Annotated in this window: 14 protein-coding genes; 7 read left to right on the top strand and 7 right to left on the bottom strand. The window is 68.6% G+C overall.

The genetic code is table 11. The annotated features are described in order from the left end of the window. Positions 1-663: 663 nt before the first annotated feature. From VV867_RS04415 to rpoE, 5 genes are read right to left on the bottom strand one after another with little or no spacing between them, the layout of a single operon-like run. The gene (locus tag VV867_RS04415) at positions 664-2,079 is read right to left on the bottom strand and encodes a DegQ family serine endoprotease (RefSeq protein WP_089391467.1); all 1,416 of its coding nucleotides are present in this window, start codon (positions 2,077-2,079) and stop codon (positions 664-666) included. Positions 2,080-2,113: 34 nt separating this feature from the next. Then, a complete protein-coding gene (locus tag VV867_RS04410) occupies positions 2,114-2,569 on the bottom strand; it encodes a SoxR reducing system RseC family protein (RefSeq protein ID WP_109935048.1) in 456 nt (151 codons plus the stop codon). Then, on the bottom strand, positions 2,566-3,522 hold the full coding sequence (locus VV867_RS04405; protein WP_109935047.1) for a MucB/RseB C-terminal domain-containing protein: 957 nt from the start codon (positions 3,520-3,522) through the stop codon (positions 2,566-2,568). The genes VV867_RS04410 and VV867_RS04405 overlap by 4 nt, the downstream gene beginning before the upstream one ends. Positions 3,523-3,540: 18 nt before the next feature. Then, entirely contained in the window at positions 3,541-4,128 is a 588-nt protein-coding gene (locus VV867_RS04400) for a sigma-E factor negative regulatory protein (protein ID WP_089391464.1), read from the bottom strand. A 30-nt stretch (positions 4,129-4,158) separates the two neighbouring features. Then, positions 4,159-4,746: an RNA polymerase sigma factor RpoE gene (gene rpoE / locus VV867_RS04395; RefSeq protein WP_009616435.1), complete on the bottom strand. Its 588-nt coding sequence runs from the start codon at positions 4,744-4,746 to the stop codon at positions 4,159-4,161. 394 nt (positions 4,747-5,140) lie between these two features. Here rpoE and nadB point away from each other — a divergent pair, with 394 nt between their 5' ends. The 5 genes from nadB to pdxA all read left to right on the top strand — a co-directional run bounded on the left by nadB (position 5,141) and on the right by pdxA (position 11,071). Next, positions 5,141-6,745, top strand: a complete 1,605-nt coding sequence (nadB, locus tag VV867_RS04390; protein ID WP_089391463.1) for an L-aspartate oxidase — start codon at positions 5,141-5,143, stop codon at positions 6,743-6,745. A gap of 73 nt (positions 6,746-6,818) precedes the next feature. Next, positions 6,819-7,595 carry a DeoR/GlpR family DNA-binding transcription regulator gene (locus VV867_RS04385; RefSeq protein WP_328565705.1) on the top strand — a complete coding sequence of 259 codons (777 nt, stop codon included), beginning with the start codon at positions 6,819-6,821 and terminating at the stop codon, positions 7,593-7,595. Positions 7,596-7,805: 210 nt separating this feature from the next. Continuing rightward, on the top strand, positions 7,806-8,810 hold the full coding sequence (locus tag VV867_RS04380) for a 2-keto-3-deoxygluconate permease (protein ID WP_328565704.1): 1,005 nt from the start codon (positions 7,806-7,808) through the stop codon (positions 8,808-8,810). Next, positions 8,807-10,051 (top strand): four-carbon acid sugar kinase family protein, encoded by a 1,245-nt coding sequence (locus VV867_RS04375; RefSeq protein WP_328565703.1) that lies wholly within the window; start codon positions 8,807-8,809, stop codon positions 10,049-10,051. Before VV867_RS04380 ends, VV867_RS04375 begins: the two co-directional genes overlap by 4 nt. Positions 10,052-10,069: 18 nt before the next feature. Further along, complete coding sequence (gene pdxA, locus VV867_RS04370) at positions 10,070-11,071, top strand: 4-hydroxythreonine-4-phosphate dehydrogenase PdxA (RefSeq protein ID WP_328565702.1); 1,002 nt, start codon at positions 10,070-10,072, stop codon at positions 11,069-11,071. A 2-nt stretch (positions 11,072-11,073) separates the two neighbouring features. Here the strand turns inward: pdxA and VV867_RS04365 are convergent, their stop codons facing one another. Both VV867_RS04365 and VV867_RS04360 read right to left on the bottom strand, forming a co-directional pair. After that, positions 11,074-11,526, bottom strand: a complete 453-nt coding sequence (locus VV867_RS04365) for a protein YgfX (RefSeq protein ID WP_089391458.1) — start codon at positions 11,524-11,526, stop codon at positions 11,074-11,076. Further along, entirely contained in the window at positions 11,510-11,764 is a 255-nt protein-coding gene (locus VV867_RS04360; protein WP_089391457.1) for an FAD assembly factor SdhE, read from the bottom strand. The genes VV867_RS04365 and VV867_RS04360 overlap by 17 nt, the downstream gene beginning before the upstream one ends. A 163-nt stretch (positions 11,765-11,927) precedes the next feature. Here VV867_RS04360 and ygfZ point away from each other — a divergent pair, with 163 nt between their 5' ends. Further along, the gene (gene ygfZ / locus VV867_RS04355) at positions 11,928-12,872 is read left to right on the top strand and encodes a CAF17-like 4Fe-4S cluster assembly/insertion protein YgfZ (protein ID WP_109935043.1); all 945 of its coding nucleotides are present in this window, start codon (positions 11,928-11,930) and stop codon (positions 12,870-12,872) included. A gap of 48 nt (positions 12,873-12,920) precedes the next feature. Next, positions 12,921-13,757, top strand: a complete 837-nt coding sequence (locus VV867_RS04350) for an HDOD domain-containing protein (protein WP_328565701.1) — start codon at positions 12,921-12,923, stop codon at positions 13,755-13,757. The last annotated feature ends 282 nt before the right edge of the window (positions 13,758-14,039 follow it).

The following is a 14,039-nucleotide window of genomic DNA, read 5'->3' as shown; positions in this document are numbered from 1 at the left end:
AAAAACGCCGCTTCCTGATGGGGAAACGGCGTTTTCGTGGGGGTCAGCTCGGTGTAACGCGCCGCTCCGGATGCTCGAATGTTGCTCCGGCGTTATCCGCCGAATCGCGGACAGAGTCCGCTCCTACGCTTACAGGGAAGCACGGGCGTAGGAGCGGACTTTGTCCGCGATTGGACTCACCGACCACGCCGGACACTCCCGCGGCACGGCCGACGGCGGATAACCGCGAACGGTTATTCGCCCTACACGGGAATGACATACGGTTCCAGGCAAGCACGGGTGTAGGAGCGGGCCCTGCCCGCGAATCGCGCGCAGGGCGCGCTCCTACAGGTGGGCAGCGGTGGTTGGGGTAGGAGGACCTTGTCCGCGATTGGATTCACCGGCCACGCCGGACACTCCCGAGGCACGGCCGACGGCGGATAACCGCGAACGGTTATTCGCCCTACGCGGGAATGACATACGGTTCCAGGCAAGCACGGGTGTAGGAGCGGGCCCTGCCCGCGAATCGCGCGCAGGGCGCGCTCCTACAGGTGGGCAGCGGTGGTTGGGGTAGGAGGACCTTGTCCGCGATTGGATTCACCGGCCACGCCGGACACTCCCGTGGCACGGCCGACGGCGGATAACCGCGAACGGTTATCCGCCCTGCCTACCCCTACCCGCCGGTCATTCGTCCAGCTTGAAGGTGATGAAGCTGGCACGGCCCTGGCGCAGAACGCGCATGGACACCGACTTGCCCTTCGGCAGCGCCTTGGCGATCTCGGAGAAGGCCTTGGCGGATTCCACCGTGCGGTTGTTCAAGTGGGTGATGACGTCGCCCGGACGCAGGCCGATCATCGCCGCCGGACCGTCCTGGACGTCCTTGATCACCACGCCGCCCTTGATGTCCAGCGACTTGCGCTGCTCGGCGGTGAGGTCGGCGACGGTCACGCCCATGCGGTTGCTGCTACGCTCGGCGCCCTGCCCTTCGACGGCGGCGACTTCCTCGTCCTCGTCCGGCAGGTTGCCGATGGTCATGTTCAGGGTCTTGCGCGAGCCATCGCGGAACACGTCCAGGGCCGCCTTGTCGCCCGGCTTCATGCCGCCGACCAGGTGCGGCAGGTCGGCCGACTCGTTGATGGTCTGGCCGTTCAGGCTGAGGATCACGTCGCCGACCTGCAGGCCGCCCTTGGCCGCCGGGCCGTCCTGTACCAGCTGGGCCACCAGGGCGCCGGCCGGCTTGTCCAGGCCGAGGGATTCGGCGAGGTCCTTGCTGACTTCCTGGATCACCACGCCCAGCCAGCCGCGGCTGACCTTGCCGCCTTTCTTCAGTTGGTCGGCCACGTTCATGGCGACGTCGATCGGGATGGCGAAGGACAGGCCCATGAAGCCGCCGGAGCGGGTGAAGATCTGCGAGTTGATGCCGACCACCTCGCCCTGCAGGTTCAGCAGCGGGCCGCCGGAGTTGCCCGGGTTGATGGCCACGTCGGTCTGGATGAAGGGCACGTAGTTCTCGTTGGGCAGGCTGCGGCCCTTGGCGCTGACGATACCGGCGGTCACCGAATGGTCGAAGCCGAAGGGCGAGCCGATGGCCAGCACCCACTCGCCCACCTTCAGCTTGTCCGAATCGCCCAGCTTGAGGGTCGGCAGGCCCTTGGCGTCGATCTTCAGCAGGGCCACGTCGCTGCGCGGGTCGGCGCCGATCAGCTTGGCCTTGTGCTCGCTGCGGTCGGACAGGCGCACGACGATCTCGTCGGCGTCGGCGACCACGTGGTTGTTGGTGAGCACATAGCCATCATCGGAAATGATGAACCCCGAACCCAGGGACTGTGCCTCGCGCTGCGCCCCACGCGGCGGGCGCTGGCCACGCGGCATGCTGCGCTCGATGAAGTCGCGGAACATCGGCGGCAGGCCTTCCAGGTCGGGCATCTGCCCGCTGGCGACCTGGTCCGGCACTTTCTGGGTGGTACTGATGTTCACTACGGCCGGCGAAGCCTTCTCCACCAGCGGGGTGAAATCCGGCAATTCGGCGCGGGCGACCACCGACAGGCTCAAGGCCAGCAGGGCGACCATCGCGGCCATACTGCGTTTCAGGGTTTGCATGGACTACTGCTCCCGTATTCAAAGGGAAGTGGACTTAGGCGGGACCTTCGGCCCCTGTGACCAGCGTACGCAACACAACCGGCTGCAACGCCGGGTCATCCGAATGGCGCCGGGCGTGGCGCCGTACCCACAGCCAGGTCGCCAGGAAACCCGCGAGGCCGGCCAGGATCAACCAGGGCTCGGCGAGGCCGGCGCACCACGCCAGCAGCGTAGCGGCGAACAGGCCGAGCAAGGGGAATAGATAGAACATCAGGGCGCATTTCAACAAGAGGTCCTCGCGCACGCCGAGCACCACCTCGTCACCTACCCCGAGCGGGAAATCAGAAAGGGCGCGGACTTCGCCGCGCCCCGTGGTGGAGCCCAATTGCTGCAGCAACCCCTGGCCGCATCCGGCTTTGGCGCTACAGGCCGAGCAGGTGCTCTGGCGCAGCGTCTGGACCCGCACCGCTGCGGTTTCGACGCCGATCACCCGCCCCCGCTCTTCGATCACTGCGCGGCGGCTCCCTGGGCGGGCGCCTGCGGCCGCACCGACATGGCGATGCGTTCGGCGGTCCCCGTGGGGATCTCGCCGACAACGGTGACCATCATGCCGCCATCCTCGGTACTGAGGCGCTTGGACACCACCGAGGTCGGGCCCAGCTGGGTGCGCGCGTCGTCGATCCTGGCGCCGTGCAGCGGCTCGATGAAGATCGAGAAACGCGCCAGGCCGTCGCCGTAGTCCATGCTGACGACCCGATCGTCCGATACCGGGCTGCGGCGCTCGTAGGTGTTGTTGAGGGTGAAGCCCGGCGGCACCCATTCCGAGCGCCAGCTGCTGGCCACCGGGGCGTCCGGCTTGCCGGCGGGGACCGCCTGGCAGGCGTCGGAGGGCTGCAGGCCGCCGTCGTCCGGCGCCGCGGTGCTGAACTGGGTGAACTGCAGGCGCTCCAGCGCCTGGCCCTTCTCGTTGAGCAGCAGCGACTTCAGCGGCAAGCCGGTTTCCTGGTCCAGGTGCAGCTCGAAGCCGTAGCGGTACTGGTCGCGGGGGATCAGCCCGATCACCGTGGCCTCGCGCCCGGCGATGCGGGACTGGCCGACCACGCGGATGTCGTACCAGGAGCCGAGGTCGCCCGAGGCCAGCTTGCGCACCGGCCACAACTGCCCGGCACCCAGTTGCCCGGCCATGCCGCCGGCGATGCACTGGGTCACGCCATCGAGCTTGACCACTTCCTGGCGCGGGCCATCGAGTTGCAGCCAATGCTCGCGCACCGAGCCGTCGGGCTCGACCAGGCGCCAGACTTCATGGGTGGAGAAGATGCCGTTGCGCTCGTAGACGAAGGTACCCTGGAAGCTTTGTCGCTGCTGGCCCTCGGTCAGCCGCTTGACCCACGCCTGGACGTCGGCGGCCTGTACTGGCATTGCCAGCAGACCGCCCAGGAAAAACAACAGGAAAGTGGCGCGCATGACGCTCCTTAACGGGTTTCAGCGACTTTCCAGGCTGGCGGCTCGCGCGTAAGGCAGGGCGCTGTCGGTACCGTTCACCGCCGACTGCTGGGCATGCTGGCGGAGATACCCCGGAAGACGCTGTTCATGCCAGGTGGTGGGGCTGCCCGAACCACCAGTGATGACCTGCGGTGCATCCTCGTCCTGGTTGTAGCCGGCCAGTACCGCCGGGCCCTGCACCTGCGGCAGGGTGATCTGCGGCGTGGCGCCTTGCTGGGCCAGGCTCGGAGCAACGCTATCATTTTGATGGTATAGACGAACACCCGCCAGGACGGCCAGTGTCACCGAAGCGGCGACCGCCACGCGCCCGACGTTGCGCCACGGATTGCGCCGCGGCTGGGCCGGGGCGGCCTCCTCGGCCAGCGCCGCCGATACCGCCGCGGCGATATCCAGCTTGGGCAGTACCGGCTCGCGGTGCATCACCGACCGGGCCAGTTGATAGCGCGACCAAGTGGCACGCATTTCCGCATCTTCACCGCAGGCTGCGAGCACCCGGCGCAGTTCGAGTTCGTCCGCTTCGTTATCCATCAGTGCGGACAGCGACTCCTGCAGGGCTTCACGACTCATGGCGTACCTCTCTTGGCTGTTCCGCCGTATTCAGGGCTGTTCATCATGCAGCAACGGCTGCAAGGCTTTGTCTATCGCTTCCCGCGCACGGAAGATCCGTGAGCGGACCGTACCCACCGGGCATTGCATCACGGTGGCGATATCCTCGTAGCTCAATCCCTCGAATTCACGCAGGGTCAATGCCGTGCGCAGGTCCTCTGGCAGTTGCTGGATGGTGCGATGGACCGTTTCCTCGATCTCGTCCCGCAACATTGCCCGTTCCGGCGATTCGATGTCCTTCAGGGCGTGGTCGCCATCGAAGAACTCCGCATCCTCGGCTGTCACATCGCTGTCCGGAGGCCGCCGACCGCGCGCCACCAGGTGGTTCTTCGCGGTATTGATGGCGATCCGGTACAGCCAGGTATAGAAGGCACTGTCACCGCGGAAGTTGCCCAAGGCGCGATAGGCCTTGATGAAAGCTTCCTGCGCAACGTCCTGGGCTTCCTGGGCGTCGTGCACGAACCGCACGATCAGCCCGAGTATCTTGTGCTGGTACTTCAGCACCAGCAGATCGAAAGCCCGTTTGTCTCCGCGCTGTACCCGTTCAACCAGTTGCTGATCCTGTTCCTGGGTTAGCATGCATGCTCCTCAACAAGCCCGGAGGAGCTGCGAGCACCCTGCAGAATCGCTCTGCCAAGATAGACTCGGATGTCTTGCAAAAGTTCTCCCCTCCAAGCGTACGCCGCACAGTTTTTTTGTCGCTTTGCCGCGACTCGGCCGGACCCATTGTCCAAGCCCTTGAAAATCCACTGCAATCGGCGAACAACCACTGCCTTCTCGCCCTTCGGGAACCCCGCTGGAAGAAGGCTTCGGACATTCACCGTTAGAACCGGAAAGACTGAAATAGTTCCGCCTGCCGCCCCTGGCGCATGAACGCCGGGGCTTGCGCCAGAAATACGGCGGCAGGCACAGGGCCGCTATTGTGCCGATCCCCCCTTCTATATACTAGGCCGCCACCAATCGGAATCCGGGCATGAGCGAGCACTTTCATCACGACGTCCTAGTGATCGGCAGCGGGGCCGCGGGCCTCAGCCTGGCCCTGACGCTGCCGCAGCACCTGCGCATCGCCGTGCTGAGCAAGGGGGAGCTGTCCCAGGGCTCGACCTTCTGGGCCCAGGGCGGCGTCGCCGCGGTGCTGGACGACACCGACACCGTCGAGTCCCACGTGCAGGACACCCTGGACGCCGGCGCCGGCCTGTGCCGCGAAGACGCCGTGCGCTTCACCGTCGAGCACAGCCGCGAGGCCATCCAGTGGCTGATCGACCAGGGCGTGCCCTTCACCCGCGACAACGAGGCCGGCCGCGAGGACAGCGGCTTCGAATTCCACCTCACCCGCGAGGGCGGCCACAGCCACCGGCGCATCATCCACGCCGCCGACGCCACCGGCGCCGCCATCTTCAACACCCTGCTGGAACAGGCCCGGCAGCGCCCGAACATCGAGCTGCTGGCGCAGCGGGTGGCGGTCGACCTGATCACCGAACGCAAGCTCGGCCTGCCCGGCCAGCGCTGCCTCGGCGCCTACGTGCTGAACCGCGACAGCGGCGAGGTGGACACCTTCTCGGCGCGCTTCACCGTGCTCGCCTGCGGCGGCGCCAGCAAGGTCTACCTCTATACCAGCAACCCGGACGGCAACTCCGGCGACGGCATCGCCATGGCCTGGCGCGCCGGCTGCCGCGTCGGCAACCTGGAGTTCAACCAGTTCCACCCCACCTGCCTGTACCACCCGCAGGCCAAGAGCTTCCTCATCACCGAGGCGCTGCGCGGCGAAGGCGCCTACCTGCGCCTGCCCAGCGGCGAGCGCTTCATGAAGCGCTTCGACCCGCGCGCCGAACTGGCCCCGCGGGACATAGTCGCGCGCGCCATCGACCACGAGATGAAGCGCCTGGGCGTGGACTGCGTGTACCTGGACATCAGCCACAAGCCGGCCGAGTTCATCAAGGAACACTTCCCCACGGTGTACGAGCGCTGCCTGACCTTCGGCATCGACATCACCCGCGAGCCCATCCCGGTGGTGCCGGCCGCCCACTACACCTGCGGCGGCGTGCTGGTGGACGAGCACGGCCACACCGACGTGCCGCACCTCTACGCCATCGGCGAGACCAGCTTCACCGGCCTGCACGGCGCCAACCGCATGGCCAGCAACTCGCTGCTGGAATGCTTCGTCTACGCCCGCTCCGCCGCCGCCGACATCCAGGCGCGCCTGGAAAGCACGCCGGCCACCCCGGCGCTGCCGAGCTGGGACGCAAGCCAAGTCACCGACTCGGACGAGGACGTGATCATCGCGCACAACTGGGACGAACTGCGGCGCTTCATGTGGGACTACGTCGGCATCGTGCGCACCAACAAGCGCCTGCAGCGCGCCCAGCACCGGGTGCAGATGCTGCTCAGCGAGATCGACGAGTTCTACAGCAACTACAAGGTCAGCCGCGACCTGATCGAGCTGCGCAACCTGGCCGTGGTCGCCGACCTGATCATCCGCTCGGCCATGCAGCGCCACGAAAGCCGCGGCCTGCACTACACCCTGGACTACCCGGGGCTGCTTCCCGAGGCGCGCGACACCCTCCTCAGCCCCCGCTAGAGCGCCCCGCCCGCCACCGCGGGCGGCCTTCGCAGCGGCCAGCCGGCAGCCCCGACAACCCCGCGAGACCGCCATGAAACCGACCGACCGCCAGCGCGCCATCCTCGACCTCGTTCGCCACCGCGACACCAGCGTGGAAGAACTGGGCGCCGCCCTGGGCGTTTCGGAAGCCACCGTGCGCCGCGACCTCAGCCTGCTGGCCCGGCAGCGGCGGCTGGTGCGGACCCACGGCGGGGCCACCGCGCTGATCGGCACCCACGAGCCGGAAGCGACCCTGGAGCAGCGCAACGCCAGCCACCGCGAGGAAAAGATGGCGATCGCCCGGGCCGCGGCCGCGCACATCCGCGAGGGCGACAGCATCTTCCTCGACAGCGGCACCACCTGCGCGGCGCTGGCGGCGCACCTGCGCGCGCTGCAGGACGTGCACGTGATCACCAACAACCTGCTGGCGGTCGGCGCGCTGGCCAATGCGCCGGGCGTGCGGATCACCCTGATCGGCGGCGACCTGCGCAGCACCGGCATGAGCACCTTCGGCCCGCTGGCGGAACTGTCGCTGAGCCGGCTGAGCTTCGACCGCGCCTTCCTCGGCGCCGACGGCGTCGTCGCCGAGCTGGGCCTCTGCGAAGCCAGCGCCCAGCAGGCCTACCTCAAGGAATGCGTGATCAAGCGGGCCGCCGAAGTGTACATACTGGCCGACGCCGAGAAGCTGGGGCGCGCGCGCCAGCAGCACTGGACGCCGCTGGAGCGGGAATGGCGCCTGATCACCTCGGCACCGGACGACAGGACGCTCGAACCCTTCCGCCTGCTCGCCACGGCCACCGTCGAACTGGCCCCCGTCGCCGGCGCCTGAGCCAGCCCGCCCGCCGAGGCGGGCCCCTCCCTCTTCGCCCCCGCAGTCCACCAGCCCTCTTCCCTTGATCGAAATGCGCAAACTCATGATTGACTTGCGCAGTTCTTGTCCTTTAAATCGCATCTTGATGATCGATTCGATCAAATGCATGAGCGTTTCGATCAAACACTCCCCATAACAAGTCGAACAAGAACGAACAGGTACCTGCCCATGATCCAGATCCCGATCAAGCGCACGATCGAGCGCATCCCCGGCGGCATGATGATCGTCCCGCTGCTGCTCGGTTCGCTGGTGGCCACCTTCGCGCCGGACACGCCGAAATTCTTCGGTTCCTTCACCAACGCCCTGTTCACTGGCGCGCTGCCCATACTCGCGGTGTTCTACGTCTGCATGGGCGCGAGCATCAACGTGCGCACCACGCCCTACCTGCTGAAGAAGGGCGGCGCGCTCTTCGCCACCAAGGTCGGCACGGCGATGCTCCTGGGCATCCTGCTCGGCCAGTTCCTGGGGGAACAGCCCGTCTCGGCCGGGTTCTTCGCCGGCCTGTCCACATTGGCCGTGGTGGCGGCGATGAACGACACCAACGGCGGCCTGTACATGGCGCTGATGGGGCAGTACGGCCGCCCCGAGGACGTCGGCGCCTACTCGGTGATGTCGCTGGAGTCCGGCCCCTTCCTGACCATGCTCACCCTGGGCGTCGCCGGGCTGTCGGCGTTCCCCTGGCCGACCTTGCTGGGGGCGATACTGCCGCTGCTGCTGGGCATTCTCATTGGCAACCTGGACCGTGAAATGCGCGAATTCCTCGGCAAGGCGGTACCGGTGCTGATCCCCTTCTTCGCCCTCGCCCTGGGCGCCAGCCTGGACCTGCACAAGGTCTGGCAGGCCGGCGTGCTCGGCCTTCTGATGGGCGTGGCCGTGGTGGTGCTGACCGGCATCCCGCTGTACTTCGCCGACCGCCTGACCGGTGGCACCGGCGTCGCCGGCGCCGCGGCGGCCACCACGGCGGGCAATGCCGCGGCGGTGCCGGCCCTGGTCGCCGCCGCCAACCCGGTCTACGCCCCGGCCGCCGCCAGCGCCACCATGCTCGTCGCCTCCTGCGTGGTGGTCACCGCCATCCTCACGCCCATTCTCGTCTCGACCCTCGCCAAGCGTGTCAGGCAGCGGGCCGAAAGCGCCGGGCAGCACGCCTCGATGGCGCCGGAGTCGCCCCGATGAACATGCTGATCATCGCCGACGACCTGTCCGGCGCGGCGGACTGCGCCGTAGGGTTCGCCAGCCTGGGCTGGCCGACCCTGGTGATGCTCGATGCCCGGCCGACGCAGGCGCAGGTCCAGGTCATCGCCGTGGATACCGACAGCCGCCGCCTGGACGCGGCACAGGCCGCGCAGCGCAGCGTCGCGGCCTTCCATGCCCTGGCAAGGCCATGCCAGCGGCTCTACAAGAAGATCGACTCGACCCTGCGCGGCAACTGGGCCGCGGAAGTCGCCGCGCTGCATCCCCTGGCGGGCCTGGCGCTGGTCGCCCCGGCCTTTCCGGAAATGGGCCGCACGGTGCGCGACGGCCAGGTGCGGGTGCACGGTGCGCCGCTGGAAAGCACCGACACCTGGCGCCTGGAGCATGCCGATGCGCCGGCCGACATGGCCAGGATGCTCGGCGACGCCGGGCTGCGCGTGGAACACTGCGCCCTGGAGCAGTTGCGCCAGTCGGCCGGGCAACTGCCCCGGCTCATCCAGTCGGCCCAGGAACGCGGTGTCCAGGCCCTGATCTTCGACGCCGAGACACCCGAGGACCTGCGCCTGCTGGCCCGGGAAACCGCGCAGCCGGAGCTGCGGGCGTTCTGGGTCGGCTCCGGGGGCCTGGCAAGGCAGATAAGGGACGTGCCGCCGCCCTCTTCTACTCCGGCCCCAAGCAAGGCCGAGCCTGCCCCCTCGCAGTTGGCGACCGTGGTGCTAGCCGGCAGCCTTTCCGCCGTCGCCGACCGCCAATGCGAGGAGCTGCAACGGCGCAGCGACACCCTCCCGCTCAGCCTGCCGCCAGCGGTGCTGCGCCAGGGCAGCGACCACCCCGCCTGGCCGGAGTGGCAGGCGCAGGTGGGCGCGCTGCTCGAACAGGGCCTGGACCTGCTGCTGCGCATCGGCCGCGACGAGCAACCCGACCCCGCCGAAGGCGCCCTGCTCTCGACCAACCTCGCCGCCCTGCTGAAGCCGCACTTCCACCGCGTCGGCGGCCTGGTCGCCACCGGTGGCGAAACGGCGCGGGCGATGCTCGGCGCGGTCGGCATCGACGGCCTGCAGCTGGTCGGCGAGATCGAGGCCGGCAGCGTCCTCAGCCACCCTCTGGCCCCGGCGGGCGGCCACCGCCCCGGCATCGTCACCAAGGCCGGCGCCTTCGGCAGCCCCGAAGCCCTCTATCTCGCGTGGCGCCACCTGCACGACGCGCAACAGTCCCCCTCCTGAATTCAGAGTGTCCCACCCATGAACAACTATCTTCCCGTAATCGGCATCACCATGGGCGACGCGGCCGGCGTCGGACCGGAGATCATCGTCAAGAGCCTGGCCAGCGCCGGGCTTCACCGATTCTGCCGCCCCCTGGTGATCGGCGATGCGCAGCGCCTGGAGAAGGCCGATCGCCTGCTCGGCGGGCTGGCCCGGGTAAGGCGCATCGAGGACGCCGACGACGCCCGCTTCGAGCCGGGCGTGATCGACTGCATCGACCTCGGCCTCATTCCCGACGACCTGCCGTTCGGCGCGCTGTCCCCCGTGGCGGGGGATGCGGCCTACCAGTTCATCGCCCGCGCGGTGGAGCTAGCCAAGGCCGGGAAGATCGACGCCATCTGCACCGCCCCGCTGAACAAGGAGGCCCTGCACGCCGGCGGCCACAAGTTCCCCGGCCACACCGAGCTGCTCGCCCACCTGACCAATGTCGACGAGGTCTCGATGATGCTGGTGGCTCCCAAGCTGCGGGTCATCCACGTCACCACCCACATCGGCATCATCGACGCCATACGCCGCATCGAGCCCGGCCTGGTGCAGCGCACCATCGAGCGCGGCCACGCGACGCTGGTACGCTCCGGCATCCCCCGGCCGCGCATCGGCGTCTGCGGCATCAACCCCCACGCCGGGGAGAACGGCCTGTTCGGCTACGGCGAGGAGGAAGAGAAGATCATCCCCGCCGTCAGCCTGTTGCAGGCGCAGGGCCTGGACGTCACCGGCCCGCTGCCGGCCGACACCCTGTTCTACCGCGCCGGCCGCGGCGACTTCGACCTGGTGGTGGCCATGTACCACGACCAGGGGCACGGCCCGGTGAAGGTGCTCGGGCTGGAAGCCGGGGTGAATGTCACGGTCGGCCTGGACGTGGTGCGCACCTCGGTGGACCACGGGACCGCCTTCGACATCGCCGGCAAGGGGCTCGCCGACGAACGCAGCCTGCTGGAGGCGCTGCGCCAGGGCGCGGAACTGGCGAACAGGCCGCGCTGAGGCTAGCGCGGCGGCGCCCAGCGGCCGCGGCTGAAGCGCAGCCGCACGCGCAGGCGGCGGTGGGCCTCCGCCGCCAGGCTGTCGGGCGGCAGACACAGGCCGCGGCCCAGGCGGCTACCCGGCAGGTGGAAACGCAGCACGATCAGCGCCGGCAGCGCGAGGCTGTCGGCGCGCAGTTGCACCGCCTGCCAGCCGCCGGCCGGGCTCCACAACTGCCAGCCGTCGGCGTCGTGGCGCAGGGCGCGGTAGGCATGGCGGCTACGCAGCAGGACCTGGCGCGGCAGCACCCACAGGGCGTGGCCCAGGCAGAGCAGCAGGCCCAGGGCCTGCCAGAAGGCGGAAAGGGCGGCCAGGCTCAGCGCCGCCACGGCGAGCGCCAGGCTCGCCAGGTAGGCCGCCAGCAGCCGTCGGGACGGCCGCCAGCGGCATTCGAAGGCCTCAATCCGGTTGGACACGGGCCAGGATCATGCGCACGATGTGGCGCAGGTCGGCGTCTTCCGGCTCGCCGCGCTGCATGAACCAGCCGAACATGTCCTGGTCCTCGCACTCGAGCAGCTTGCGGAAACGCGCCTGGTTCTCGGCGTCCAGGCCCGGGTAGACCTCCTGCACGAAAGGCACCAGCAGCACGTCCAGCTCCAGCATGCCGCGGCGGCTGTGCCAGAAGAGTCGTTTCAGTTCGATTTCGTCGGTCATTCTGCGGGTCCTCGGCGCTACATCGGAAACCCCACGGTGCGGCGCCTGCCGGATTCCGTGAAGCGAGCGGCATTATACGCATGCCCTCGCCCGGCGGCACCCGCTGACAAGCGCGGGCCCCGGCTCTATCATGACAAGCCTGACTTTCTTCCAGCGACCCGCAATGGCCGATTCCGCGTTCTACACCGCCCTGACCCACGAAGGAGTCCTCGCCGTCCGTGGCGTGGACGCCGCCAAGTTCCTGCAGGGCCAGCTGACCTGCAACCTCAACTACCTCGACGCCAGCACCTCGAGCCTGGGCGGCCGCTGCACGCCCAAGGGGCGCATGACTTCCAGCTTCCGCATCGTCGCCGAGGGCGACGGCTACCTGCTGGCGCTGGCCGCCGAGCTGCTGGAAGGGCAACTGGCGGAGCTGAAGAAATACGCCGTGTTCTCCAAGGCCAGCCTGGGCGACGCCAGCGCCGACTGGGTCCGCTTCGGCCTTAGCGGCGGCGAAGCCGTGCTCGCCGGCCTCGGCCTGGACCTGCCCGCCGAGGCCGACCGCGTAGCGCGCAACGGCGACCTACTGGCGATCAGCCTTGGCCATGGCCGCGCCGAACTCTGGGTACCGGCCCCGCGCACCGGCGAAGTGCGCGAGGCACTGGACGCCGGCCTGGGCGAAGGCAGCCTCAACGACTGGCTGCTGGGCCAGGTGCGCGCCGGCGTCGGCCAGGTCTTCGGCGCCACCCGCGAGCTGTTCATCCCGCAGATGATCAACCTGCAGGCGGTCGGCGGCGTGAGCTTCAGGAAGGGCTGCTACACCGGCCAGGAAATCGTCGCGCGCATGCAGTACCTCGGCCGCCTCAAGCGCCGCCTGCACCGCCTGGCGCTGGACGCCGCCGAGCTGCCCGAGCCGGGCGCCGAGCTGTTCTCGCCGGTGCACGGCAGCAGCGTCGGCGAAGTGGTACTGGCCGCCCGTGCCGCCGAAGGCATCGAGCTGCTGGCGGTGCTGCAGGACGACGCCGTGGCCGACGGCCGCGTGCGCCTCGGCCAGGCCGAGGACGGCCCGACCCTGCGCCTGCTGACGCTGCCCTACGTGCTGGACAGCGACCGCGAGATCCAGCGCTGACCGAATCGCCTGCCGGGTGGGGAGCCCGGCGTCCCTCAAGGAAACGCCATGAGCAAGCTTGCCGAAAAAGTACAACAGGAACTGCTGCGGGCCATCGACAACGACGAACTGGTGCTGCCCACCCTGCCCGAGGTGGCGCTGCGGGTCCGCGAGGCGGCGGAGGACCCGGACGTCAGCATCCATGACCTGGCCCGGGTGATCGGCAACGACGCCGCGCTCACCGCGCGCATCATCAAGGTGGTGAACAGCCCGCTGCTGCGCACCAACAAGGAAATCACCGACCTGCAGATGGCCATCGGCCGCCTGGGCATCAATTACACCAGCAACCTGGCCACGGGCCTGGCCATGGAGCAGATGTTCCAGGCCACCTCCGACGTGGTCGACCGCAAGATGCGCGAGGTGTGGAACAAGAGCGTCGAGGTCGCCGGCATCTGCCACGCGCTGTGCCGCCACTACACCCGGCTGATGCCCGACCAGGCGACCCTCGCCGGCCTGGTGCACCAGATCGGCGTGCTGCCGATCCTCACCTACGCCGAGGAGAATGGCGAGTTGCTGGCCGACTCCATCAGCCTCAACCACGTGATCGAGCGCATCCACCCGGTCATCGGCGACCGCATCCTCAAGGCCTGGGAATTCCCCGCGCCCATCGCCGAAGTGCCCGGCCACTACCTGGACTTCACCCGCGACTCCGCCAAGGCCGACTACGTGGACATCGTCCAGGTCGCCACCCTGCAGAGCTACCTGGGCAGCCAGCACCCCTTCACCGAGTTGGACTGGAGCAGCATCCCGTCCTTCGCCAAGCTGGGCATCGACCCCCGGGCCAACCTCAACGAGGACGAGGACCTGTCGGCGGCCATGGAAGCGGCGATGGGGATGTTGCAGTAACGGGCCGGCAGCGGTCTTCCCACGCGGAACGGCGTTTCCCTTGTAGGAGCGCGCCCTGCGCGCGAAATCGCGGGCAGGGCCCGCTCCTACAGATTGCTGTGAGGCATGGCATTCCTCCCCGTAGGAGCGGAACTTTTCCGCGATAGCCGGGCGCTCCGGCGCGATTCGCGGATAAGATCCGCTCCTACACCACCCCACCGCACCGTCCCCCTGTAGGAGCGCGCCCTGCGCGCGAAATCGCGGGCAAGGCCCGCTCCTGCAGATTGCTGTGAGGCATGGCAT

Source organism: Pseudomonas sp. JH-2 (assembly GCF_036231725.1).
GTDB classification, from domain to species: domain Bacteria; phylum Pseudomonadota; class Gammaproteobacteria; order Pseudomonadales; family Pseudomonadaceae; genus Pseudomonas; species Pseudomonas delhiensis.
Note: the sequence above shows the minus strand (reverse complement) of the source record. Positions and strands in the feature narration are given on the sequence as shown.

What these genes read in the sequence shown, in the direction of transcription:
- VV867_RS04415 (WP_089391467.1), bottom strand. Translation starts at nt 2,079, where the DNA reads ATGCAAACCCTGAAACGCAGTATGGCCGCGATGGTCGCCCTGCTGGCC.
- VV867_RS04405 (WP_109935047.1), bottom strand. Translation starts at nt 3,522, where the DNA reads ATGCGCGCCACTTTCCTGTTGTTTTTCCTGGGCGGTCTGCTGGCAATG.
- VV867_RS04400 (WP_089391464.1), bottom strand. Translation starts at nt 4,128, where the DNA reads ATGAGTCGTGAAGCCCTGCAGGAGTCGCTGTCCGCACTGATGGATAAC.
- rpoE (WP_009616435.1), bottom strand. Translation starts at nt 4,746, where the DNA reads ATGCTAACCCAGGAACAGGATCAGCAACTGGTTGAACGGGTACAGCGC.
- nadB (WP_089391463.1), top strand. Translation starts at nt 5,141, where the DNA reads ATGAGCGAGCACTTTCATCACGACGTCCTAGTGATCGGCAGCGGGGCC.
- VV867_RS04385 (WP_328565705.1), top strand. Translation starts at nt 6,819, where the DNA reads ATGAAACCGACCGACCGCCAGCGCGCCATCCTCGACCTCGTTCGCCAC.
- VV867_RS04380 (WP_328565704.1), top strand. Translation starts at nt 7,806, where the DNA reads ATGATCCAGATCCCGATCAAGCGCACGATCGAGCGCATCCCCGGCGGC.
- VV867_RS04375 (WP_328565703.1), top strand. Translation starts at nt 8,807, where the DNA reads ATGAACATGCTGATCATCGCCGACGACCTGTCCGGCGCGGCGGACTGC.
- pdxA (WP_328565702.1), top strand. Translation starts at nt 10,070, where the DNA reads ATGAACAACTATCTTCCCGTAATCGGCATCACCATGGGCGACGCGGCC.
- VV867_RS04360 (WP_089391457.1), bottom strand. Translation starts at nt 11,764, where the DNA reads ATGACCGACGAAATCGAACTGAAACGACTCTTCTGGCACAGCCGCCGC.
- ygfZ (WP_109935043.1), top strand. Translation starts at nt 11,928, where the DNA reads ATGGCCGATTCCGCGTTCTACACCGCCCTGACCCACGAAGGAGTCCTC.
- VV867_RS04350 (WP_328565701.1), top strand. Translation starts at nt 12,921, where the DNA reads ATGAGCAAGCTTGCCGAAAAAGTACAACAGGAACTGCTGCGGGCCATC.